Source organism: uncultured Desulfosarcina sp., from assembly GCF_963664155.2.
Classification (GTDB): domain Bacteria; phylum Desulfobacterota; class Desulfobacteria; order Desulfobacterales; family Desulfosarcinaceae; genus Desulfosarcina.
In genome coordinates this window covers 387194-411294 of record NZ_CAXXXH010000001.1, presented here as the reverse complement: position 1 = coordinate 411294, position 24101 = coordinate 387194, and the positions used below count along the sequence as shown (strand labels likewise).

Annotated in this window: 22 protein-coding genes, 1 tRNA gene, 1 rRNA gene and 1 other RNA gene; 22 read left to right on the top strand and 3 right to left on the bottom strand. The window is 53.8% G+C overall.

Annotation, left to right across the window (positions count from 1 at the left end):
• Positions 1-147: 147 nt before the first annotated feature.
• Together acsA and ACHZBS_RS01980 are read right to left on the bottom strand one after the other, a co-directional pair.
• Positions 148-1908, bottom strand: a complete 1761-nt coding sequence (acsA, locus tag ACHZBS_RS01985; RefSeq protein WP_319404854.1) for an acetate--CoA ligase — start codon at positions 1906-1908, stop codon at positions 148-150.
• Between the two features lie 514 nt (positions 1909-2422).
• Complete coding sequence (locus tag ACHZBS_RS01980) at positions 2423-3031, bottom strand: D-alanyl-D-alanine carboxypeptidase family protein (RefSeq protein WP_319404853.1); 609 nt, start codon at positions 3029-3031, stop codon at positions 2423-2425.
• Positions 3032-3155: 124 nt separating this feature from the next.
• Between ACHZBS_RS01980 and ACHZBS_RS01975 the strand changes: the two genes are divergently transcribed.
• The gene (locus ACHZBS_RS01975) at positions 3156-3305 is read left to right on the top strand and encodes a hypothetical protein (protein ID WP_319404852.1); all 150 of its coding nucleotides are present in this window, start codon (positions 3156-3158) and stop codon (positions 3303-3305) included.
• Between the two features lie 378 nt (positions 3306-3683).
• On the opposite strand, the gene ACHZBS_RS01970 is transcribed toward ACHZBS_RS01975, so the two are convergent.
• Positions 3684-3760: transfer RNA gene (locus tag ACHZBS_RS01970), tRNA-Pro, on the bottom strand.
• Between the two features lie 60 nt (positions 3761-3820).
• Between ACHZBS_RS01970 and ACHZBS_RS01965 the strand changes: the two genes are divergently transcribed.
• From ACHZBS_RS01965 to ACHZBS_RS01865, 21 genes are all read left to right on the top strand, one after another.
• On the top strand, positions 3821-4741 hold the full coding sequence (locus ACHZBS_RS01965; RefSeq protein ID WP_319404851.1) for an LD-carboxypeptidase: 921 nt from the start codon (positions 3821-3823) through the stop codon (positions 4739-4741).
• Between the two features lie 12 nt (positions 4742-4753).
• Positions 4754-5842 carry a serine hydrolase domain-containing protein gene (locus tag ACHZBS_RS01960; RefSeq protein WP_319404850.1) on the top strand — a complete coding sequence of 363 codons (1089 nt, stop codon included), beginning with the start codon at positions 4754-4756 and terminating at the stop codon, positions 5840-5842.
• Positions 5843-5999: 157 nt separating this feature from the next.
• The gene (locus ACHZBS_RS01955; protein ID WP_319404849.1) at positions 6000-7040 is read left to right on the top strand and encodes a rod shape-determining protein; all 1041 of its coding nucleotides are present in this window, start codon (positions 6000-6002) and stop codon (positions 7038-7040) included.
• Between the two features lie 8 nt (positions 7041-7048).
• The gene (gene mreC, locus ACHZBS_RS01950; RefSeq protein ID WP_319404848.1) at positions 7049-7885 is read left to right on the top strand and encodes a rod shape-determining protein MreC; all 837 of its coding nucleotides are present in this window, start codon (positions 7049-7051) and stop codon (positions 7883-7885) included.
• Positions 7882-8409: a hypothetical protein gene (locus ACHZBS_RS01945; RefSeq protein ID WP_319404847.1), complete on the top strand. Its 528-nt coding sequence runs from the start codon at positions 7882-7884 to the stop codon at positions 8407-8409. The genes mreC and ACHZBS_RS01945 overlap by 4 nt, the downstream gene beginning before the upstream one ends.
• A complete protein-coding gene (gene mrdA, locus ACHZBS_RS01940; protein WP_319404846.1) occupies positions 8406-10280 on the top strand; it encodes a penicillin-binding protein 2 in 1875 nt (624 codons plus the stop codon). Before ACHZBS_RS01945 ends, mrdA begins: the two co-directional genes overlap by 4 nt.
• Before the next feature lie 3 nt (positions 10281-10283).
• Positions 10284-11387: a rod shape-determining protein RodA gene (gene rodA / locus ACHZBS_RS01935; protein WP_319404845.1), complete on the top strand. Its 1104-nt coding sequence runs from the start codon at positions 10284-10286 to the stop codon at positions 11385-11387.
• 69 nt (positions 11388-11456) lie between these two features.
• On the top strand, positions 11457-11861 hold the full coding sequence (locus ACHZBS_RS01930) for a polymer-forming cytoskeletal protein (protein WP_319404844.1): 405 nt from the start codon (positions 11457-11459) through the stop codon (positions 11859-11861).
• Positions 11862-12007: 146 nt separating this feature from the next.
• Positions 12008-12433 carry an ATPase gene (locus ACHZBS_RS01925; protein WP_319404843.1) on the top strand — a complete coding sequence of 142 codons (426 nt, stop codon included), beginning with the start codon at positions 12008-12010 and terminating at the stop codon, positions 12431-12433.
• The gene (locus tag ACHZBS_RS01920; protein ID WP_319404842.1) at positions 12433-13047 is read left to right on the top strand and encodes an ATP synthase F0 subunit B; all 615 of its coding nucleotides are present in this window, start codon (positions 12433-12435) and stop codon (positions 13045-13047) included. Before ACHZBS_RS01925 ends, ACHZBS_RS01920 begins: the two co-directional genes overlap by 1 nt.
• On the top strand, positions 13047-13598 hold the full coding sequence (atpH, locus tag ACHZBS_RS01915; RefSeq protein ID WP_319404841.1) for an ATP synthase F1 subunit delta: 552 nt from the start codon (positions 13047-13049) through the stop codon (positions 13596-13598). Before ACHZBS_RS01920 ends, atpH begins: the two co-directional genes overlap by 1 nt.
• Complete coding sequence (atpA, locus tag ACHZBS_RS01910; RefSeq protein ID WP_319404840.1) at positions 13598-15115, top strand: F0F1 ATP synthase subunit alpha; 1518 nt, start codon at positions 13598-13600, stop codon at positions 15113-15115. The genes atpH and atpA overlap by 1 nt, the downstream gene beginning before the upstream one ends.
• Before the next feature lie 54 nt (positions 15116-15169).
• Positions 15170-16060, top strand: coding sequence for an ATP synthase F1 subunit gamma (atpG, locus tag ACHZBS_RS01905; RefSeq protein WP_319404839.1), 891 nt, complete (start codon positions 15170-15172; stop codon positions 16058-16060).
• A gap of 22 nt (positions 16061-16082) precedes the next feature.
• Positions 16083-17498, top strand: a complete 1416-nt coding sequence (gene atpD, locus ACHZBS_RS01900) for a F0F1 ATP synthase subunit beta (RefSeq protein ID WP_319404838.1) — start codon at positions 16083-16085, stop codon at positions 17496-17498.
• Between the two features lie 20 nt (positions 17499-17518).
• Positions 17519-17932 (top strand): F0F1 ATP synthase subunit epsilon, encoded by a 414-nt coding sequence (locus ACHZBS_RS01895; RefSeq protein ID WP_319404837.1) that lies wholly within the window; start codon positions 17519-17521, stop codon positions 17930-17932.
• A 262-nt stretch (positions 17933-18194) separates the two neighbouring features.
• A complete protein-coding gene (locus ACHZBS_RS01890) occupies positions 18195-18437 on the top strand; it encodes a hypothetical protein (protein WP_319404836.1) in 243 nt (80 codons plus the stop codon).
• A 38-nt stretch (positions 18438-18475) separates the two neighbouring features.
• The gene (locus ACHZBS_RS01885) at positions 18476-18769 is read left to right on the top strand and encodes a cell division protein ZapA (RefSeq protein ID WP_319404835.1); all 294 of its coding nucleotides are present in this window, start codon (positions 18476-18478) and stop codon (positions 18767-18769) included.
• A 107-nt stretch (positions 18770-18876) separates the two neighbouring features.
• Positions 18877-19056: non-coding RNA, 6S RNA (gene ssrS / locus ACHZBS_RS01880), on the top strand.
• Between the two features lie 153 nt (positions 19057-19209).
• Positions 19210-20772 carry a ribonuclease Y gene (gene rny, locus ACHZBS_RS01875; protein WP_319404834.1) on the top strand — a complete coding sequence of 521 codons (1563 nt, stop codon included), beginning with the start codon at positions 19210-19212 and terminating at the stop codon, positions 20770-20772.
• A gap of 47 nt (positions 20773-20819) precedes the next feature.
• Positions 20820-22109, top strand: a complete 1290-nt coding sequence (gene tyrS / locus ACHZBS_RS01870; RefSeq protein WP_319404833.1) for a tyrosine--tRNA ligase — start codon at positions 20820-20822, stop codon at positions 22107-22109.
• Between the two features lie 347 nt (positions 22110-22456).
• A 16S ribosomal RNA gene (locus ACHZBS_RS01865) occupies positions 22457-24019 on the top strand.
• Positions 24020-24101: the final 82 nt, after the last annotated feature.

Below are 24101 nucleotides of genomic sequence, written 5' to 3'. Positions count from 1 at the left end.
GCAGGGTAGTAAAAACCGGGGAGTTTGAGATGGAGGTTTCTTTCGATCAGCCATCCAGGCAGCGGATGCGGATTATGGCGTGCAGCAGGTGCAGGGCCTGGCCGCAGCCCACCACGCTCGCCGCCGTTTTTCCGGTGGGCGGACTGTTCACCGGGAGTCCTCCAGGGTCGACAGATCGCCTTCGGGCAGGCCCAATTCACGGGCCTTGAGCAGCCGGCGCATGATTTTACCGGCCTTGTTTTTGGGAAGGTCGGGCTTGAATTCGATCTCTTTGGGCGCCACGGCCGAACCGAGTTTTTTGCGGGCGAACCCGATGATTTCCAGGCGCAACGCGTCGCCGGGGGCGAAGCCCGGTTTGAGGGTGACGAACGCCTTGACGCGTTCACCGATGAGCGGATCCGGCTTTCCGATGACCCCGGCTTCGGCAACGCCGGGGTGCTCCATGAGGGTGCTTTCCACTTCGAAGGGGCCCACCATGTGGCCGGCGGTTTTGATGATGTCATCGGCGCGGCCCACGAACCAGAAATATCCGTCCGCGTCCCGTTTGGCCAGATCACCCGTCAGATACCAGCCGCCGACGAAGCACTTGCGGTAACGCGCCTTGTCGTGCAGGTAGCCCCGGAACATGGACGGCCAGCCCGGCTGAAGGGCCAGATTTCCCTGAACGTCAGGTGCCTCGATTACCTTGACGGTATCTTTGTCGACGCGCTGGACGATGGCCGCATCGATGCCGGGAATCGGGCGCCCCATGGAGCCGGGTCTGATCTCCATGGCCGGGAAATTGGCGATCATGACGCCGCCGGTTTCCGTCTGCCACCAGTTGTCGTGAATCGGCATTCCCATGGCTTTTACCCCCCAGACCACGGCCTCGGGGTTGAGCGGTTCGCCGACGCTGTGAATGACGCGCAGATGGCGCAGATCGTATGCCCGGGCGGGTTCGATGCCCATGCGCATGAACCGGCGGATGGCCGTTGGGGCCGTGTACCAGACGCTGACCTTCCGGTCGGCCAGGATGTCGCACCAGCGCCCGGCGTCGAAATCGGCTTCGTCCACGACATTGGTGATCCCATGCAGCAGCGGCGATATGATGCCGTATGAGGTGCCGGTCACCCATCCGGGGTCGGCCGTGCACCAGAAGACATCGTCGGGGTGAAAATCCATGACGTATTTGCCGGTCATGTAGTGGGTGAGTCCGGCGTCGTGGGCGTGCAGCGCGCCCTTGGGCATGCCGGTGGTGCCGCTGGTGAAGTGAAGCAGTGCGATATCCTCCGGGTCGGTGGGCGGGATAATATAGGTGTCGGAAGCGGCGGCCATGAGTTTGGGGAGCGACAGGAGTCCGTTGCCCGGATGATCCGCGACATCCACCAGGAGCACATGCTTGAGCAGGGGCAGCCGATCCTTCAGTTGCTCGACCTTCCGGCGGTAATACCCGTGGGTGGTCAGCAAAATTTTGGCGTCGCCCTTGCTCAGCCGCTGACAGATCGGCTCCGGACCGAAGGCGGAGAAGAGGGGACAGAAGACGCTCTTGTTTTTGAGGGTCCCCAGGGCTGCGATATACAACTCGGGGATCCGGCCGGCCAGCGCGCAGACCGTATCGCCCTTGCCGATGCCCAGGCTGTCGAGGACATTGGCGAAGCGGCTGGTATGCGTTTTCAGATCGCCGTAAGTAAAAGCACGGGAGGTGCCGTCGCTGCGCAGCCATTGCAGGGCCACATGGTTCCGAAGTCCTCCGTCCGCATGACGGTCGACCGCCTCGTGGGCGATGTTGAGCCCCCCGCCCCCCGGCAACCCATCCAACTCGCTGCGTACGGTCTCCCACGAAAAGGCCGCAGCGGTTTTGGCGTAATCCAGCAGATTCGGACGTTTTGAAAAGGATTTCGGGTCTTTCTGAATGGGCTTCCAGATCAACTTTGCATCTCCCCCGGTACTGTCTGATAAAGAATGCGGTGTTGGGATCGGCAGTGAAGAACGATGAGTAGAAAATCGCTTGTTCTTAAAAAAAATATGGCAGAGCTCAAATGGGCTGTCAATGGATACCATCTTTCACCGACGCAGCGCTGGGTGATGCCGTTGCCGATGAGGTGGTCGGAAATCGAGCTGGGAAACTATCAACCCAACACCGATGACCCTCCATGGGTGACCCGTTCTGGGATAGTCGACTCGGGATCGAAAGAGGAACGAAAAACCCTCGTGCGCGGAAGGTCCATAAGGCGAGGGTGATCCGACACCGGGTGGGGGCTGATTATCGGAACCGGAAATGCAGATGACCGGTTTGATGGTAGGTAATGCATAGGAGTTCGAAACCTGCTGATAAAAATGCGGATGGTAAATTAACTTCGCAATCGTTCTTTGAAAAATTGTGTTGGTAACGTTGCCGCTCAGCCAATCGAACAACTGCCGGCGGAAATGCATAGTTGGGCATTTATTGATGGCACCAATGCCAGGGTTCATACTGGTAGCCGCTGTCATTACCATCAGGATAGGACATCAAGAATCCAAAGCGCCCTGCGTGTTGCTGCAACCACCGAAAGGCTTCTGTACCCTTAAACTCCACTTCCAGGGGCTGACAGCTTGGCGTTCCAATATCGACGGCCCGGCCGGTATGGTGCTCACTAAAACAAGGCGGTGCCAAGACAGCAAGAATTTGTGAGATGGACTCACCGGCGGCGAACTTCCGTTTAACGATTTCAGATTGCCGCTCAATACTTCGGAACGCGGATACCACGAATAGCGAAACACCAGCCTCCGATGCACTTTTTTTAAGAAGACCCCATGCCTCGGCAGCCATTGGCTCCAAAAGGTGTTGTTGCCCTTCAGACCCAATCTCAGCAATCTCAAGTTCCTTGGCCTCCAATTGCTCCCGAAGGCCCCGTGCAGCCAACATCACGGAGGGAATTCCCAGTTCCCGAAGAAGCGTTTCTGCCCGCACCGAAAATAGCATAACGGCTATCCTTATATGCCCAGTCCCATTTGTTGTCAGGTCAATTTTTCCCGGCAATTTTATAACGAAGGGAAAATCGGTAAAAACCATTCGATGGCCATGCAAAACATTACATCTGATTAAGCCAACACAATTTTTCAGCGAGAATCAAGGGAATTTGACATCAATAACAACATCGGTAGTTACAATGCCTACCGACCATGGGAGATGATCCATGCAACGCGACCCGGTCATCCAACGCAAACACATCTCCGCCATGCAGTCGACTGAAGGGTTACAACCCCATCAGCCATATGATTCATTCGGCACCCAGTTCAAACTGATGTGTTTTTCGATGCAATCGACATTCGTCAGGGATCTGTAACGTTATCGGCGGTGGGAAAAGCGGCAGGGGAAAAAGGTCAACGCCTGCATCAAACACCAGAATGAAAATATCCAGACGGATTTTGAAAGTGGGTTGAGTTGGGTGGCAGACCGGTCGGATTATTTTCTATCTTTGGACTCATGCTGCGAGGAACTGGGTCTTGACCCGGATCAGTTTTTGGGAAGGTTTGGTTTGAATTGAACCGGTGATCGATCTGAAGAGAGAAAGTGTTGATATTCGGCACCTTTTTTTGTTGCAGAGATGTCCGCAACCCCCTATTATCCAAGACGTAGTTCGCGGTGAGTGCACCCCAAGGCAAAAACCAAGAAAAAAGGGGTTGCAGTCGTTCTGCAACCCCTTTGTTTCTTTTTTAAAATCTGGTCGGGGCGAGAGGATTTGAACCTCCGACCCCTTGAACCCCATTCAAGTGCGCTACCAGTCTGCGCTACGCCCCGACGAGAAGGCAGACCTTTAGCATCATCATCAACCGGTGTCAAGGAGGCAAAGGCAAAAAAGTGAACTCCCGGAACCCATCCGAGCCGGTGCTGCCGCGGGCGCTCAAACCCGGCGACACCCTTGGCATTGCCGCACCGGCCAGCTCCTTTGACCGGCAGTCGTTTGATGCCGGCATCCAGGTCCTGGAATCCATGAATTTCAACATCGCCATTCCGGAGGGCTTTTTCGATCAAAACGGATACCTGGCCGGTGCCGACCAGCACCGGGCGGACCTGCTGAGCCGGCTGTTTGCCGACCCTCGCATTGACGGCATCATCTGCGCCCGCGGGGGATACGGCGCCATGCGCATCCTGCCGCTGCTGGACGTGGATGCCATTTCCCGCCATCCCAAGGTGTTTGTCGGATTCAGCGACATCACGGTACTGTTGGGTTTTCTGGTGGAGCGCTGCGGCATGGTGGCCTTTCACGGTCCCACGGTCACCACCCTGAGCAGTGCGGATTCGTCAACCCGGGATCGTCTTCAATTGGCGTTGTCAAAGCCCGCGTCCCTGTCACTTTCTGCCCCGTCGAACCAGGTAATTCGATCGGGCAGCGCAACAGGGCGGTTTTTCTGTGGCAACCTGACCCTGCTCTGTCATCTGACGGGCACCCCGTTCCAGCCGGATTTCAGCGGGGGCATTTTGCTGATCGAAGATCGAGGGGAAGAGCCTTACCGTATCGACCGCATGCTGACCCAGATGATGCTGGCCGGCTGCTTCGACGGTCTTGCCGGGTTGGCGCTGGGGTCGTTTACCGACTGCGGTTCGGCCGAAGCCGTCCACCGCATCGTTGCCGACCGGTTGGGCGGTCTGGATATCCCCATTCTGGCCGGATTTGACGTGGGGCACGCAACGGTCAACATGACGCTGCCGGTGGGCCTGCCCGCAAAGTTGGACACCCGCTCCGGATCATTGACTTTTGCAGAACCCGCCGTGCGGTGAGGGTGGCCAGCGATGAAGAGCGATCCCATTCACGATCTGATGCAACAGGGCCTCCGGGAAAATGTCTTTCCGGGAGCGGTGCTTCTGGTGGGAAAGGGTGATGCCGTACTTTTTTTCGAGGCTTACGGCAAGGCGAACCTGTTCTCGAACCAGCCCATGACCCGGGAAACCGTGTTTGACCTCGCCTCCTTGACCAAGCCCCTGGCCACCACCCTGGCTGTGGCCAGGCTGGCAGACCAGGGTCGGATCCATTTGTACCAGCCGGTGGGAACATGGCTGCCCGCACTGGCCGGCAGCGACAAGGCGGCCATCACGATCCGGCAACTGCTTTGCCATCAGGGCGGTTTCCCCGCCCATCGCCTTTTATATATGACGCTCAAATCCCTTTTGCCGCGGGAGCGCAAGGCGGCGGTTCTGAATCTCCTGAAGCACACGCCGCTGGAATACCAACCGGGAGAAAGGACGCTATACAGCGATCTGGGTTTCATGCTGCTGTGCCGGCTGGTAGAAGCGGTGGGCGGTTGTCCCATGAACCGTTTTTTAAAAGAAGGCGTCTACGAACCGATGGGATTGGACGATCTGTTTTTCGTCGACCTCACCGGCAGCCGGCGGCCCCGTCGACCATATGCTGCCACAGAACTTTGTCCGGTTCGAAACCGACTGCTGGTCGGCGAAGTGCATGACGATAATGCCTGGTTTGCCGGCGGCATCGATGGGCACGCCGGCCTGTTCGGCACGGCCGAGGCCGTTTTTCAGCTTCTTCGCCTTCTGGTTGCGGATTGGCGCGGTCGTTCGTCGGCACCTATTTTCTCGGAGCCAATCCTTTGCGACATTTTCCACGGGGCAGGGAAAAATCCGTTGCCGCTGGGCTTTGACCGCCCATCAGTGGAAAACTCCAGCGCCGGCCGTTATTTTTCGGCCAATACCATCGGGCACCTGGGCTTTACCGGGGTTTCCTTCTGGATGGATCTGGATAAAGAAATTTGCATTGTTTTGTTAACCAACCGCGTGCATCCCTTTCGCTGGAATACCCGGCTGGGTCAATTTCGTCCCCATATTCACGACCGGATCATGGAACATTTTGAAATTTATTTGGATTAAAGCTGATTTCAAGAAATCAAGTCTTGAAATCACGGACCATTTCTGGTAGCGGTTCGGTGAACTCGTCCACTGTGCAGAAGTGCCGGCCCGGTTGCCGTCGCTCCCTGTGCAATACATGTCTGGCGGCGTTTTTGATTTAAACCGAAAAAGAGGCGGCATGAACTTCATCGATTCCATTTTGGGTGTCTTTTCCAGCGACTTGGCCATCGACCTGGGTACGGCCAATACGCTGGTATACGTCAAGGGCAAGGGCATTGTCCTCAGCGAGCCCTCCGTGGTGGCTGTTCGAACGGACAATCGCACCAAAAACCGGGTTCTGGCAGTGGGTATGGAAGCCAAGAATATGCTTGGCCGTACTCCGGGGAATATCGTGGCCATCCGACCCATGCGCGATGGCGTGATTGCCGATTTCGAAGTGACCGAGGCGATGCTGCGCCACTTCATTCACAAGGTTCACAACCGGCGGACCTTTGTCCGGCCACGCATCATCATTGCCGTGCCTTCGGGTATCACCCAGGTGGAAAAGCGCGCCGTACGGGAGTCGGCGGAGTCTGCCGGAGCCCGCGAGGTGTTTCTCATCGAAGAGCCCATGGCGGCTGCCATCGGTGCCGGCCTGCCCATCACCGAGCCCACCTGCAACATGGTGGTGGATATCGGCGGCGGTACCACCGAAGTGGCGGTCATATCACTGGCAGGCATCGTTTACAGCCGCTCGCTGCGGGTGGCCGGGGACAAGATGGATGAGGCCATCATCCAGTACGTCAAACGTAAGTACAACCTGCTCATCGGCGAACGAACGGCCGAGATCATTAAAACCACCATCGGCAACGCCTACCCGGATCCCAACAAGCTTGAGACCATCGAGGTCAAAGGGCGCGACCTGGTTACCGGCATTCCCAAGATTCTGGCCATTGATTCCGAAGAGATCCGGGAAGCCATTTCCGAACAGATTGAAGCCATCGTGGAAACGGTGAAAATCGCCCTCGAACAGACCCCGCCGGAGCTGGCCGCCGATATCGTGGACCGGGGCATTGTGCTCACCGGCGGTGGTGCGTTGCTCAAGAACCTGGACAAGCTGCTCAGAGAGGAGAGCGGGCTCCCCATTACGGTTACTGAAGATCCGCTGTCTACTGTGGCTTTAGGGTCCGGCAAAATGCTGGACAGCCTAGAAATCCTTAAACAGATCGTCATCGTTTAACGGGTCCCATGTTTTCCAAAAGGATGATTCTGGTTGCCGTGGTGATCGTTCTGGTCGCGGTGAACGTCATCCTTTTAACCATAACCGGCAAACACTCCCAGGCTCCGTCCGGTCTCGGCCGGGGCGTGCTCGTCATTGTCGCTCCCTTCCAGAAGCAGTTCTCCGCTTTTTTTCATTCCGTCAAGGACATCTGGAACCAATACTTTTTTCTGGTTTCCAGCGCCAAGGAGAACCAGAGCCTGAAAAAAGCCCTGGGGCAGAGCCTGCAGCAGCTCAACCGGTACAGGGAAACCGAACTGGCCAATGACCGGCTTCGCCACCTGTTAGGTTTTGAAGAAGAGATCCCCCGGCCGATGATCGCCGCCCAGGTTGTGGGCAAGGACCCGTCTGACTGGTCAAAGACCATCATCGTGGACAAGGGGACCGCAGGCGGCGTCCGCCAGGGTGCGCCGGTGGTGATCCCCGAGGGGATTGTTGGCGTGGTTGTCGAGGCGTCGGGACGGTATGCCAAAGTGCTTCTGCTGACCGATCCCAACAGTGCCGTCGATGCCCTGGTGCAGCACACCCGGGCGAGGGGCATTGTAAAGGGCGGGGGTGCCGATTACTGCTTGTTCGACTATGTCCTGCGAAAGCATGAGATCAGTGTGGGGGACATCGTGGTTTCTTCCGGACTGGACGGGGTGTTCCCCAAGGGGTTGCGGGTGGGACGCATTTCCGAAATCGTTCGCCAGAACGCCGGGATCTTCCAGAAAGTGTCGGTAACCCCATACGTGGATTTCGATATTCTCGAAGAAGTGTTCGTCATTTCCGAACCCGCTGACGAAGGTCTTCCCGGGGAATCATGATATACGGCTATCATCTGATCGTCTGTCTGTTTTTGATCATTTTTCAGACCACCCTGCTGGCTGGCGGCGGCCCAATGCACTTATATGACCTGCTGGCTCCGTTTGTGGTCTATCTGGGCGTTCACCACCCGCCGCGGGCGGCTATCCCTATCCTCGTGCTCGGCGGACTGGGCATGGACGGCATCTCCGGCGGTGTGTTTGGCGTTTACCTGTCCGCCTATCTGTGGATGTACGTGGGCGTGCGCTGGGCCATCCAGTACCTGCAAGTGGGCAACGTGATTCTGCTGCCGCTCCTGGTCACCGGGGGTGTTGTTTTCGAGAGCTTGGTGGTGGCCTTCTCCGCGGTGGTTTTGGCGTCGGCGTCCTGGCCGGTGGAATCGATGTTTCCCGTTGTTTCCAAGCAGGTACTGTGGGGGGCGGTGACCGGTCCTTTTCTGATGCTGTTTTTCATGCGTGGACAAAGAGCCGTCGATCGGGCAAGAAAATCCTTTTATGCGGAAAGAGGACCCTCGAGGACGCCTTGACCAACTATCTGGACAATGTGGATAGCGACTGGTTCAGTAAGCGACTCAGCGCAGCCCTGACCGTGGTCATCGCCGTATTTGTGGTGCTGATTGCCCGGCTGTTGTACCTTCAGGTGATCGAAGGCGGAGAGCTTCGGCGGTTGTCGGAAATCAACAGCATTCGGTTGAAAAGCGTCGATGCCCCCCGTGGGCTGATTTACGATACCCATAACCGCCTGATGGCGGATAACCGGCCTGCCTATGATTTGAGCATCATCGTCAAAGACGCCAATCCGCTGGAGCGGACCATCGAAAAGTTATCCCGATACGCGAACATCGACGAAGCGCAGTTGTGGGAGAACCTGGAAAAAGCCAAGGGGACACGTGCCTATAAACCCGTGTTGCTCAAGCCCGATATCGGTCGGGAAGCACTGGCCGCCATCGAGGTGAACCGCTGGGACTTGCCCGGCATCCTGGTCAACGTTTCTCCACGAAGGGATTATGTCTTCAGCCCCAGTTCGGCTCATCTCCTGGGATATATGGGCGAGATCAGTGTCGAGGAACTGAAGAACAAGATTTACAGCGACTGTAAAAGCGGAGATTTCATAGGCAAATATGGCATCGAACGGGCCAGGGAACACTGGCTTCGCGGCAAGCGTGGCGGCCAGCAGGTGGAGGTCAACGCCACCGGTCAGGTGGTTCGGGTGCTCAGCACCGTGGATGCCATCCCTGGGCACAATATCGTTTTGTCCATCGACCAGTCCCTGCAGCTGACGGCGGAACAGTTGCTAACCGACAAGGCGGGAGCGGCCGTGGCGGTGGATCCGTCCACCGGCCAGATACTGGCCATGGCCTCCAGCCCCTCATTCGACCAGAATGCCTTCATTTCCGGTATGTCTCATGACACCTGGAACGCGTTGATATCGGATCCCTCACATCCCCTGGAAAACAAGGCCATCCAGGCTGAATATCCCCCGGCGTCCACCTACAAGATCATCGTCGCCGCCGCCGGACTCGAAGAGGGCGTTATCGACGTGAATACCTCGTTTTTCTGTCCCGGGTTTCTCAAGTTCGGCAACCGTACCTATCGGTGCTGGAAGAAGTGGGGACATGGGGAAGTGGATATCTTGAAAGGTTTGACCGAATCCTGCGATGTCTTTTTTTATCAGGTGGGACTGGAGCTAGGCGTAGACCGCCTGGCATGGTACGCTAGGGCTTTTGGTTTGGGAGAGCCCACCGGCGTGGATCTGGATCACGAATCAGGCGGCCTGATTCCCACCGCCCAGTGGAAGAAAAACCGGTTGGGCGTTTCATGGCAGAAGGGAGAGACGCTGTCGGTGGCGATCGGACAGGGATTCAACCTGGTTACCCCCCTGCAGATGGCTTTGGTAGCTGCTGCCGTCGGCAACGGGGGGACACGCTATCGCCCCAAGATTGTCAAAACCATCCGGACCGCGGATGGACAGACGGTTTACGAGAGCATCCCAGAGGTCGTCGGGCGGTTGCCGGTCAGCGAAAAAAATTTGCGGCTGGTGAGAGAGGGACTGTTCAAAGCCGTCAACGATCGGCACGGGACGGCCTGGGGCAGTCGGTTGGACGGTGTGGCCATGTGCGGAAAGACCGGGACCGCCCAGGTCGTGGGACGGCGGGAGGATGAAGGTGATGGCGGAGGTGAAGGCGAGCCGATCAAGGACCATGCCTGGTTTGTGGCCTATGCACCCCGGGAGGCCCCGAGGATTGCCGTGGCGGTGATCGTCGAGCACGGAGAGCATGGATCCAGTGCGGCTGCGCCGGTGGCTGCCGAAATGATCCGGTTTTATCTCTCCGGGGGACAGCCTAAATCCGATGCGCCATTGGCTGTCGCACCGGCATCATCCGCCGAAGGAGATTGAACCATGTTCGATAGACGATTGCTGCAATGCTTTGACTGGGGGTTGCTGGTGCTCACCCTTTCCATCGGGGCCATGGGGCTGGTGGTGCTTTACAGCGCCGTATCCGCCGGGGCCATTGAGCCGGATTTCCTGTTGTTTAGAAAGCAGTTGATCTGGTACGGGGGCGGCATAGGGGTCATGGTTTTCTGTTTTTTGTTTGACTACAAGCAGTTCGAGCGGTTTGCCAACTTGATCTACCTGGCATCCGTTGGCTCCTTGGCGGCAGTACTGTTTTTCGGCAAATACGTGGGCGGGTCCCGGCGCTGGCTTTCCATAGGACCCTTTTCCATCCAGCCCTCCGAAATGGCCAAGGTCGCCGTTATCATCGTCCTGGCCCGCTACTTTGCCAAGCTTATCAACACCGACGGACTCACCCTGCGTGACCTGATGGTTCCGGCTTTTCTCACGGCGGTTCCCTTTGCCCTGATCGTCCGCCAGCCGGATCTGGGCACGGCCATGGTGATTGCGCTCATTGCCGGTGCCATGACCCTTTTTGCAAAAATCGAGCGAAGGACGTTCAGTTGGTTGGTCGCCACCTTCACCCTGCTTGTCCCGCTGGTCTGGTTTTTTTTGCGCGGCTACCAGAAGCAGCGAATTTTGACATTTTTGAATCCTGACCGGGATCCGCTGGGGGCCGGCTATCATATCATCCAATCGAAAATTGCCATCGGATCGGGGATGCTTACCGGCAAAGGCTTTTTGAAGGGGACCCAAAACGCGCTATCCTTCCTTCCGGAACAGCACACCGATTTCATTTTTTCGGTCCTGGCCGAAGAGTGGGGTTTGATGGGTTCCTTGTCCGTGGTCATTCTGTTTTTGATTATCATAGCCTGGGGGCTGAGCATTGCCGGCCGTTGCCGGGATCCCTTCGGAACGATCCTGTCCGTTGGGGTGACAACTATGATTGCCTGGCAGGTAATCATCAACATCGGGATGGTCATGGGACTCATGCCGGTGGTGGGAGTGACACTGCCTTTTGTGAGCTATGGCGGTTCGTCGATCATCACCATGATGATGGGCATCGGCCTGCTCATGAATGTGAGCATGCGCCGGTTCAAATTTGAATAGCCGCAACAGGCGCTTTACTGGGTCGGGGGATGGAAAACAGTGTTATTCAATCGTAGACAGGGGGAGGCGATGAAAAAAAAAGAGAATGCCGATCATATCTCTACACTGCTGGGTATCGGGACTACCATTGAGGGGAGCCTGGCATTTAAAGATACGATCCGACTGGATGGCGCGGTCAATGGAAAAATCTTTTCGGAAAAGGGTACATTGATCATTGGCGAACGCGCGGTGGTGGAGGCCCAGATACGGGTGGGAACAGCCATTGTCAAAGGAACCGTCAACGGGCATATCCAGGCTTCCGAGCGTATCGACGTCTATCCGCCGGCTAAAATTACCGGGGATATCCAGGCTCCGGTGATTTCTATTGAAACGGGTGTCTTTTTTAACGGAAACTGCAGCATGGCCAAACCTGAACCCCTGCCGGTTGAAAAAAAAACAATGGAAACAACACGGGAGGAAAAGAAATCCGGATGACAGATTAATTTTTAAAAAACCTTTGACATTTCAGCGATGCTGATGGTATAGACCGCCGGAGTTCGCACCTTTCGTAAGTCACATCATTTATAGACAATATATTGTTTTTTAGGAATATTTAATCCTACTTCAATGGAGGCTCTTAGATGGTAAGCGTCGATGGATCCATAGTCTTGCAGATTGCGAATTTTTTACTGTTGATTTGGATTTTGAACATGGTGCTATACAAACCGATTCGAAAAATCCTGTTGGAGCGAAAAGAAAAAATGGTCGGTATGCAGGCCGATATTGACGGCTCCGCCCAGCAGGTCAAATCAAAAGAAGACGCATATGTCGATGGTATCCGTCAGGCTCGGGCCGCCGGCCAGAAGGAAAAGGAAGCGCTGATGGAGGCTGCCGCGGAAGAGGAAAAAGTGATTATTGGCAAGATCAACGAATCCGCCCAGGCCGAACTCAAGACCGTCAAGGAAAAAATCACTCAGGAGATGGGCACCGTCAAGGCCGCGCTTGAACAAGAAATTGACGCATTTGCGGATGCGATCGGACAAAAAATACTGGGGAGGGCTGCTTAATGAAAGTTCCAATTTTTAGAAAGAAGCGTTGCCGCAGCGCTCAGTGGATGTTTCCACTGGCCGTGGCCGCGCTTCTTTTGTTTGGAAGCGCCGTTGCTTTTGCGACAACTGGTGGCGAACACAGTGGAGAGGGCGCCAAGGGATGGGTGGCAACAGATACCTATCGGGTGATGAATTTTGCAGTGCTGGCAATCGGCCTCTTCCTGGTTCTCAAAAAGCCGGTCTCCCAGGCATTGGGTGGACGCATTCAGGGCATCAAAGAGCAACTGGCGGAACTTGAGGGGAAGAAAAAGGCGGCGGAAGCCAAACTGGCCGAATACGATGCCAAAATGGCTGAACTGGACAAAGAAGCCGAAACCATGCTTGCCGAATACGTGAAGCAGGGTGAAGACGCCAAGGCCAGAATTCTGAAGGAAGCCGAAAGCGCCGCCGAGAAGCTGAAAGAACAGGCCACCAAGAATATTGAGCACGAATTCTTGCAGGCCAAGGCTGAACTCAAGGCGGTAATCGTGGAAAAGGCCCTGGCAAAGGCCGAGGCGATCATCAAGGAAAAGATCAATTCGGACGATCAGGAAAAACTGGTGGATGAATATTTAGCGAAGGTGGTGGCATAGTGAAGAATCTGGCGATTGCAAGGCGATACGCTAAAGCGCTCCTGCTGATCGGTAAAGAGGATGGGAAAACCGACACGTACCGGGAAGAACTGGGCGCTTTCGCAAATCTGATCGAGCAGGAAAAGAGCCTTCAGCAGGTGCTGGTTAATCCGCTCTACAATGCGGACGGTCGCAAAAAGGTCCTGACGAGTGTCATGGATAATCTGAACCTCTCCCGGGCCATGACCACATTTCTCCTTTTTCTATTCGACAAGGGGCGGATCGGGTTTTTGAGCAACATCAATGACTTTTTTCAAAAGTTTGCCGATGAACTCAAAGGCGTCGCCCGGGCCAGCCTGGTTTCGGCCACGGAGCTTTCATCCGAAACCGTTGATAAAATTCGGTCAGCCCTGTCCAAACGGACGGGTAAGGATATCATTCTGGAGGTTGAGCAGGATCCTGAACTGATCGGCGGCATTGTGACCCGCATCGGCGATCTGGTCTTGGATGGCAGTGTGAGGACTCAATTGCTCAATATGAGAGAATCTTTAAAAAGGGGTGAGAGTGTCTAATGGAACTAAGAGCTGAAGAAATAAGTCAGATTATCAAAGAGCAGATTACGGATTATGACAAGAAGATCGAACTGAGCGAAACCGGTGTCGTTCTTTCGGTGGGCGATGGCATTGCCCGGGTATACGGCCTGGAAAAAGTCATGGCACTCGAATTGGTGGAGTTCCCCGGCGGCATTCTCGGTCTGGTGCTCAACCTGGAAGAGGACAATGTCGGTATCGCCATCATGGGCGAGGACACCGGCATCAAAGAGGGTGACATGGTCAAACGGACCGGCAAAATCGCCCAGGTGCCCGTGGGTGAAGCGGTGCTCGGCCGCGTGGTGTCCGGCGTGGGCGAACCCATCGACGGCAAGGGCGCCATCGACACACCGGATTATCGCCGCGTGGAAATGGTGGCCCCCGGTGTTATCGCCAGAAAATCGGTTCACGAACCATGCTACACCGGCCTCAAGGCGGTTGACGCCATGACTCCGGTGGGCAAGGGGCAGCGTGAGTTGATTATCGGCGACCGCCAGATCGGCAAGACCGCTGTGGCTGTCGATGCCATTTTGGCCCAAAAAAATACAGATGTATTCTGTATTTACGTGGCCTGCGGCCAGAAAAAGTCAACTGTTGCCCAGGTGGCCGCTGTTCTCGAAAGAGAAGGGGCCATGGAGTACACCACCATCGTCGCCGCCTGCGCCTCCGACCCGGCGACCCTGCAGTACCTGGCGCCATACGCCGGATGTGCCATGGGTGAATATTTTCGGGATAAAGGCCAGCATGCCCTGATCATTTACGACGACCTCTCCAAGCAGGCTGCTGCTTACCGGCAGGTCTCCCTGCTGCTCAGACGGCCACCGGGACGGGAAGCCTATCCCGGAGATATTTTTTACAACCACTCCAGACTGTTGGAACGTTCCGCCAAACTCAGCGACGAACTTGGTGCCGGTTCCCTGACGGCCCTGCCGATCATCGAAACCCAGGCCGGCGACGTTTCCGCCTATATTCCGACCAACGTAATTTCCATTACCGATGGTCAGATATACCTGGAACCGGCGCTGTTTTTCGCCGGTGTTCGTCCGGCCATCAACGTCGGTCTGTCGGTTTCCCGTGTCGGTGGTGCCGCCCAGACCAAGGCCATGAAGAAAGTGGCCGGTACCCTGCGCCTGGATATGGCCCAGTTCCGTGAACTGGAGGCCTTTGCCGCCTTCGGCAGCGACCTGGATGCCGCCACGCAGCGGCAGCTTACCCGTGGGGCGCGTCTGATACAGGTGCTTAAACAGCCCCAGTACAAGCCCCTCTCACACGAAAAGCAGGTAACCATCCTATACGCGGCGACACGCGGGTACTTGGACAAGTTCCCCACCGACGTCGTTGCCAAGTATGAAGCCGGTCTCTATCCTTTCGTCGAAGAGCGCTATCCTCAGATTTTTTCCAAACTGGAAGAGGCCCAGGATATCACCGAAGAGATCGAAGGGCTGCTCAAGACCGCCCTCGAGGCATATAACGAAGAATTCAAAGACACCATTAAATAAGGCTTTTGGAAAAACTGCTGAACTCAGCCCACATGCGATAAGGACGTAAACTTTATGCCAACGTTAAAGGAAGTCCAGTTAAAAATCCAGGGTGTCAAGAAGACCAAGCAGATCACCAAGGCCATGAACATGGTAGCAACCTCGCGGTTGCGCGGTGCGCAGGGGGCGATGGACGGATTTCGTCCCTATGCTGAAAAATTTTCTGAAGTCCTTGGCAGCCTGGCGGAAAAGGCCGGTGATGAAGCCAGCCCGCTGCTGATTCCCAAAGAAAACGTCAAAAAGATCCATGTGGTCTTGTGCACGTCGGACCGGGGATTATGCGGCGGTTTTAACATCAACCTCACTGATCGAGCTAAAAGACACATCAAAGACAATCCAATTAATAATGCCGACTATTCCTTCACCTGCTTCGGCAAGAAGGGACGGGATTGGTGCCGCAAAAACGGCAATAAAATCGTCGATGCGCATCTGGGTGTCGTCGGCAGCAAATTTGGATTCAACCTTGCCTCGACCGCCGGTAAAAAACTGGTGGACGGTTTTCTGGACGGTCAATACGACGAAGTCTATATCATTTATTCAGAATTCGTGAGTATGGCCAAGCAACTGCCGGTGATTCAGAAATTGCTGCCCATTCCGCCCATCGAAAAAGATGATACGAAAGAAGACAAGCCTGCGGAATACCAGGCGGAACACATCTGCGAACCCTCGCCGGAAGAACTTCTCGGCGATCTGCTGCCGCGCAACGTATATGTTCAAATTTTCCGGGCGTTGCTGGAAACATCCACCAGCGAACACGCCGCCCGGATGACCGCCATGGATAACGCCACCAAGGCGTGCAACGATATGATCGACAATTTGACCCTCGCTTACAACAAAGCCCGACAGGCAAGCATTACTGCGGATCTGATGGATATTGTCGGCGGCGCCGAGGCCCTCAAGGGGTAAAACACATTTTAGGAGGCTGTAAATGGCACAGAATATAGGCAAAATCACACAGGTTATGGGACCTGTCGTAGACGTTGAGTTCGAACAGGGGCAGTTGCCGAATATCCTCACTGCGCTGTTGATCACCAACCCAACCATTAATGACGAAGAAGACAACCTGGTTGTCGAGGTTGCCCAGCATCTCGGCGACAACGTAGTGCGCACCATCGCCATGGACGTTACCGATGGTCTGGTGCGTGGTATGGCGGTAAAAGATACCGGTGCTCCCATTATGATGCCCGTGGGCGAAGCCAGCCTGGGTCGTGTGCTCAACGTCGTCGGACGCCCGGTGGATGGCCTGGGACCGGTCAGCCAGGAAAAGATGATGCCGATCCACCGCCCGGCACCGCTTTTCACCGAGCAGGATACAGAAGTACGCGTACTTGAAACCGGCGTCAAGGTCATCGACCTGTTGGTTCCCTTTCCCCGTGGGGGGAAAATGGGAATGTTTGGCGGGGCTGGTGTCGGCAAGACCGTTATTATGATGGAGATGGTCAACAATATCGCCATGCAGCATGGTGGTATTTCCGTATTTGCCGGCGTGGGTGAGCGCACCCGTGAAGGCAACGACCTGTACCATGAAATGAAGGAGTCCGGGGTTCTTCCCAAAGCGGCGCTGGTATACGGCCAGATGACCGAACCGCCTGGAGCCCGTGCCCGAGTTGCCCTTTCTGCCTTGACCTGCGCGGAATACTTTCGGGACAAGGAAGGCCAGGACGTGCTGATCTTCATCGACAATATCTTCCGTTTCACCCAGGCGGGTTCCGAGGTGTCGGCGCTTCTGGGTCGTATGCCCTCCGCGGTGGGTTATCAACCCACGCTGGCCGTCGACCTTGGTGGCCTGCAGGAGCGCATCACCTCCACGGACAAAGGCTCGATTACCGCCGTGCAGTGCGTTTACGTGCCTGCTGATGACTTGACTGACCCGGCGCCTGCCACCACTTTTGCCCACCTCGACGGAACCGTGGTGCTGTCACGTCAGATCGCCGAATTGGGTATTTATCCTGCGGTGGATCCCCTGGACTCGACTTCGAGAATCCTTGACCCCATGGTCATCGGTGAAGATCATTATCTGGTGTCCCGTCAAGTGCAGAACATGTTGCAGAAATACAAGGAACTGCAGGACATCATTGCCATCCTTGGCATGGAAGAGCTCTCCGATGAAGACAAACTTACCGTACAGCGTGCCCGCAAGATCCAGCGTTTCCTCTCCCAGCCGTTCCATGTTGCTGAAACCTTTACCGGCAAAGCCGGTAAATATGTCAAGGTCGAAGACACGGTCCGTGCGTTTAAAGAGATCTGTGAAGGTGTGCACGACAGCATTCCCGAGCAGGCCTTTTACATGAAAGGCGGTATCGAAGAAGTCCTTGAAGCGGCTAAGGAAATGGCCGAGGCTTAATGGAGAGAAAGAGGTAATAAATGGCTGAAAACATAAGACTCGAAGTGGTTACTCCAGAAAAGTCTGTTGTCAGTGAAGGTGCACAAATTGTTATGGCTCCCGGTTCGTTGGGCGAGTTTGGTGTGCTTACCGGTCATACCCCCTTTCTGACGACACTGAAAACCGGCGCCTTGAAATATAAGGACGAAAGTGGCCGAGAGCGGTTTGTATTTATCAGTAGCGGGTTTGCTGAGGCCTTACCGGACCGGGTGACGGTCCTTGCCGAATCAGCTGAACGACGCAAGGATATCGACATCGAAAGGGCAAAGGCGGCAATGGAGCGTGCTGAAAAGCGCCTCCAGGCCCAGGCCAGAGAAAAAGATATCGATTTTCTCCGCGCCAAGGGAGCGCTATTGCGTGCCATCAGTCGGATCCAACTCGCCCAGACACGCTGACACCTTTGTAGCGACCGGGAATCATTGGGTCGATGCGTTGCGGGCAAAATTAGTGGCAGGTTTAAAAGAAAAAAGGGGTAAACCGGATTCGGTTTACCCCTTTTCCGTCAGGTTGAAAACCTGATTTCCCATGCAAAAAATAATTTTCAAATAGCACATATCGTCCCATTCAATCCCTCTCGGCAGGATTTGAGCCGGGCGAATTCACTTGACTTAAAAACCGTTGGCTGGTTATATTGAAATACAAAAGGATGAAACTAATATGTTGGATATAGAAGCAATACTTCAACAATTCGAACTTATTGAACAAAAAGTAGAACATGTCGTTCAGGCTCGAAAGCAGCTTCAGAAAGAAAATGAAGATCTGAACAACCGACTTGGACAACTTGAAAATTTGATACAGGAAAAAGCCGAGGCCGAAAAAAAACATGAGGAATTGACGGCCCTTGTCAGAAGAAAAATTGACAGCTTAATAGGAAGATTAGAAGGGATTGCAGAGGAATAGAAAGCCGACCTGTGGGATTTACTAGGAACGGACGCTAATTGGAAAAGACGGTTACACTGCAAATATTTGGTCGAAAATTTACCTTTCAGACAGAATCCGGTGTGCCCGATGCAAAAAAGGTTGCAGCACTCTTTGAGGATGCCGTCCAGAAGGTTCAGTCTCAGTTTGACGGCAAGCCGGTTAATGTCGATAGAGAAACGATTTTAGTCCTAACGGGGCTGAATATCGCCAGCGAACATTATAAACGCGAAGAACTTTACCACCAATTTTTTACCCGTATGACCAAAAAATCTGCAGTGGTTCTCAGTGAACTGGAAAAAGCGATTTCTTAACGTTCTAAATCGGGGATTGAAATTGAAGTGATCCCTTGTAAATACAAAAACGATGACTGACGTTAAGCACTTTTTCTGTAACCGTGATAGAAAAAGGCGTATTGAATCAACCCCTGCCGTGTTCGTGATTGGAAAGTGAACTTTGACCCAACACTCACTAATCGGGAACCTTTACTAGTTTTGGTGAGCAAGTTCTGCATGTACAGAAAAGCCTAAAGAAACTACAAGGTACCCACCTGATCCATTGGATCAAAGACCTGCCAACACGGCACAATGGTGGGGGTTCCACTTCCGCTTTTCGCCTTCCTTTCCTCCCTTCCGCATTGGCGTGGCTTGCCTGCATATTTCGTATCCTATCCTTTGAGGGTAACATGGGCATCAACTGGTTGTCAGGTGATGAGCCTTTACATATATATACTGTTTAGCACTCGGAGATTCGCATGGACATATATACCATTATTATTGCTGCAGGATCGGCGGTTATCGGCTGTGTGGCGGCACTCCTGCTCAAAGGCGCGCTGGGATCAAAAAAACTAAAAGATGCAGAAAACGAAGCAGAAAAAATCGTCATATCTGCCAAAAGCACAGCCGACAGCTTGATCAAGGAGGCGGGCATTGAAGCCAAAGACCTCCTTTTCAAAATGAAAAGTGATTTCGAATCCGAAGCAAAGGAAACCCGTTCAGAATTAAAAAAGGCAGAGCATCGCTTGATTCAAAAAGAAGAAAATATTGACCGCAAGACTGAACTTTTTGAACAGCGGGAGAAAGAAATAGCCGAAAATGAACAGATCCTTTCTGAACGAGATAAAGCCCTTGGTCTCAAGGAAGAAAAATACAATGCACTGTTAACAGAGCAGAAATTGCAATTGGAAAAGATTTCGACATTGACCGCTGATCAGGCCAAAGAACTCCTTATTCGTGCCATGGAAAATGAAGCACGCTACGAAGGCGCCAAACTGATCAAACGGATCGAAAATGAAGCCAAGGAGGAGGCGGACAAAAAGGCCAAAAAAATAATTGCTACAGCCATCCAGCGTTATGCCGGCGATTTTGTTGCCGAACGGACCGTATCGGTGGTTCAGTTGCCCGGTGATGAAATGAAAGGGCGAATCATCGGTCGTGAAGGCAGGAATATTCGAGCCATCGAAGCCGCTACGGGCATTGATCTGATCATTGACGATACACCGGAGGCGGTTATCCTCTCCGGATTCAATCCGGTCCGTCGGGAAATTGCCCGTTTATCTCTGATCAAGCTGATTTCAGACGGTCGAATTCACCCTGCCCGAATTGAAGATGTGGTAAAAAAGGCGGGTCAAGAGGTTGATACAGCGATTAAGGAAGCCGGCGAACAGGCCGCTTTTGATCTGGGCGTCCACGGTATTCATCCCGAACTGATTAAATACCTGGGACGTTTGAAATACCGCACCAGCTACGCCCAGAATGTGCTTCAACATTCGGTAGAGGTGGGAGTGATGTGTGGTATTATGGCTGCTGAACTGGGGCTAAAAGAGAAAGTTGCCCGGCGCATGGGGCTGCTTCACGACATCGGTAAGGCCATCGACCATGAAGTTGAGGGCCCCCATGCGGTGATCGGATCGAAGCTGGCCAAAAAATTTGGTGAAACACCTGGTGTCGTACATGCCATCGGTGCCCACCACGAAGATATCCCCCCATCATCTGTTTACGCATTATTAGTTCAGGCGGCAGACGGACTTTCCGGTGCTCGGCCCGGTGCCAGAAAGGAATTGCTTGAAAATTATATCAGACGGATCGAGGATCTTGAAGGCATTGCCAATGGGTTCCAGGGGGTCGCAAACACCTATGCTATCCAGGCGGGTCGGGAGATTCGTGTGATTGTTAAAAGTGATAAAGTGTCGGATGAAGAATCAGTGTTGTTGAGTCGTGATATTGCCAAAAAAATAGAAGAATCGCTGACCTTCCCCGGACAAATCAAGGTGACGGTCATCCGGGAGACGCGTTCGGTTGAATACGCCAACAAATAGAACGGCGTTTGGCCCTGTATGCGCTAATAGACAAAGGGTGCTGTGAAATGGAAAACGTTCTGGATATACTTAGTGCGCGCGGATTTATCGAACAGACAACTCACGATGATGAATTGCGCGACTATCTTAGTTTGAAGCAGGTGACCTGTTACATCGGTTTTGACCCGACGGCATCAAGCCTTCACGTGGGGAGTTTGGTTCCTATCATGTCTTTGGCCCATATGCAGCGAAATGGACACCGGCCTATCGCCTTGGTCGGCGGTGGCACCGGTCTTGTGGGAGATCCCAGCGGCAAAACCGAGATGCGGAAACTCCTCACGGTAAAAGATGTAGAGGACAATGTTGGTGGTCTTAAAAAACAACTGTCCCGGTTTATAGATTTTTCAGGCAACAAGGCCATTATGGTCAACAATGCGGACTGGCTGACCAAACTGGAATATATCCCTTTCTTAAGGGATATCGGCCGGCATTTTTCCGTCAATCGCATGATTAAGGCGGAAAGTTATAAGATGCGTCTGGATTCAGACGAGGGACTGAGTTTCATAGAGTTTAACTACATGGTTCTTCAGGCCTACGATTTCCTAGAACTGCGAAAGGGTTATGATTGCTGTCTGCAGATGGGGGGAAGCGATCAGTGGGGAAACATCGTAGCCGGCATTGATCTGATTCGCCGTGTAGAGGGAAAAAGTGCTTTTGGTATCACCTTCCCATTGATCACCACTGCCGGTGGCGCCAAGATGGGCAAGACTGCAGCGGGGGCTGTCTGGCTCGATCCCGAACGAACTTCCCCTTACGATTATTTCCAGTTCTGGGTGAATACGGATGATCGGGATGTGGAGCGTTTCTTGGCCCTGTTCACCTTTCTACCCATGGAAGAAATTCGGTCTGTTGCCACCCTTGAGGGGGTGGATCTGAATGCAGCCAAATCGATCCTCGCCTATGAGGCGACCCGGTTGGCCCATGGCGACGAAGAAGCGTTGAAGGCATACCAATCTGCCACGTCGATGTTCGGTGAAAGACGGTTTTCCGATGCCCTGTTGCCGTCCAGTACCATTCCGAGGGACCATGACCCGTCAGATGACGAAACGGTTCCCCAAATAGAGATGCGGCTGGATGAATTTAAAGGGGGCATTCCCTGTTTCAAGTTGTTCCACAGCGTTGGCTTGACCGACTCTTCCGGAGCGGCCAGACGGTTGATTCAGCAGGGCGGCGGTTACGTGAATGGTCGACGCATAGAACGCTTTGATGAAATGGTAACCCGTAACGATATCAATGACATGCAAATAATGTTGAGGGCCGGGAAAAAGCATTTCTTCAAGATCCGAATTAAAAGTTAAAATAAGCGTTGACAACAGAATCAGGGCCGTGTAGATAGCGCTTCGTTTTTCACGATTTAGGAAGTGATACCATCCTTTAGCGATCTCTAAAAATATGCCGTTTGAACAGGCTCCGGCAGCGCCCATGACGGACGTCTTAGGAAACTTTTTCAGACAGCTTCAAAAATGTGATCCGTCAACTCGAAATTAAATTTTAATTGTTGACAGCGAGTGTTTGGATGGTATATTTAAGCTTTTCGTCAGCCGATGAAAGGCGACATTTTTGATCTTTGAAAACTAAATAGTGACAGGTTTTAAGAGTTGGGTCTCTTTAAGTCAATTTGTTACGCAAGTAACGTTAAATAGTTTAATTGGAGAGTTTGATCCTGGCTCAGAATGAACGCTGGCGGCGTGCTTAACACATGCAAGTCGTACGAGAACACCCTAGCTTGCTAGGGTAAGTAAAGTGGCGCACGGGTGAGTAACGCGTGGGTAATCTACCTTCGAATTGGGGATAACGTTGCGAAAGCGACGCTAATACCGAATAACATCCATTAATCTTCGGGTTTTTGGATCAAGGGTGGCCTCTACATGTAAGCTACTGTTTGAAGATGAGCCCGCGTACCATTAGCTTGTTGGTGGGGTAAAGGCCTACCAAGGCTTCGATGGTTAGCTGGTCTGAGAGGATGATCAGCCACACTGGAACTGACACACGGTCCAGACTCCTACGGGAGGCAGCAGTGAGGAATTTTGCGCAATGGGGGAAACCCTGACGCAGCAACGCCGCGTGAGTGATGAAGGCTTTCGGGTCGTAAAGCTCTGTCAAGTGGGAAGAACCTGCAGTATGCCAATACCATATTGCACTGACGGTACCACTGAAGGAAGCACCGGCTAACTCCGTGCCAGCAGCCGCGGTAATACGGGGGGTGCAAGCGTTATTCGGAATCATTGGGCGTAAAGAGCACGTAGGCGGCCTGGTAAGTCAGATGTGAAAGCCCGGGGCTTAACCCCGGAAGTGCATTTGATACTGCCAGGCTTGAGTATGGGAGAGGGAAGTGGAATTCCTGGTGTAGAGGTGAAATTCGTAGATATCAGGAGGAACACCGGTGGCGAAGGCGACTTCCTGGACCAATACTGACGCTGAGGTGCGAAGGCGTGGGTAGCAAACAGGATTAGATACCCTGGTAGTCCACGCAGTAAACGTTGTTCACTAGGTGTAGCGGGTATTGACCCCTGCTGTGCCGCAGTTAACGCATTAAGTGAACCGCCTGGGGAGTACGGCCGCAAGGTTAAAACTCAAAGGAATTGACGGGGGCCCGCACAAGCGGTGGAGCATGTGGTTTAATTCGACGCAACGCGAAGAACCTTACCTGGATTTGACATCCCGGGAATCCTATCGAAAGACTGGAGTGCCCTTCGGGGAGCCCGGAGACAGGTGCTGCATGGCTGTCGTCAGCTCGTGTCGTGAGATGTTGGGTTAAGTCCCGCAACGAGCGCAACCCTTGTCTTTAGTTACCATCATTCAGTTGGGGACTCTAAAGATACTGCCCCGGTCAACGGGGAGGAAGGTGGGGATGACGTCAAGTCCTCATGGCCTTTATGTCCAGGGCTACACACGTGCTACAATGGGCTGTACAAAGGGTCGCGAACCCGCGAGGGTAAGCCAATCCCAAAAAGCAGTCCCAAGTTCGGATTGGAGTCTGCAACTCGACTCCATGAAGCTGGAATCGCTAGTAATCGCGGATCAGCATGCCGCGGTGAATACGTTCCCGGGCCTTGTACACACCGCCCGTCACACCATGAGAGTTGGTTGTACCAGAAGTCGTCGGGCTAACCTTTCGGGGATGCAGGCGCCTAAGGTATGGCTGATAATTAGGGTGAAGTCGTAACAAGGTAGCCGTTGGGGAACCAGCGGCTGGATCACCTCCTTTCTAAGGATGACCTATCTTTTAGAAAGATACAACAAGGTCCAACTTTGCCGGTCACTATTTAGTTTTGAGAGATCAAGATGTG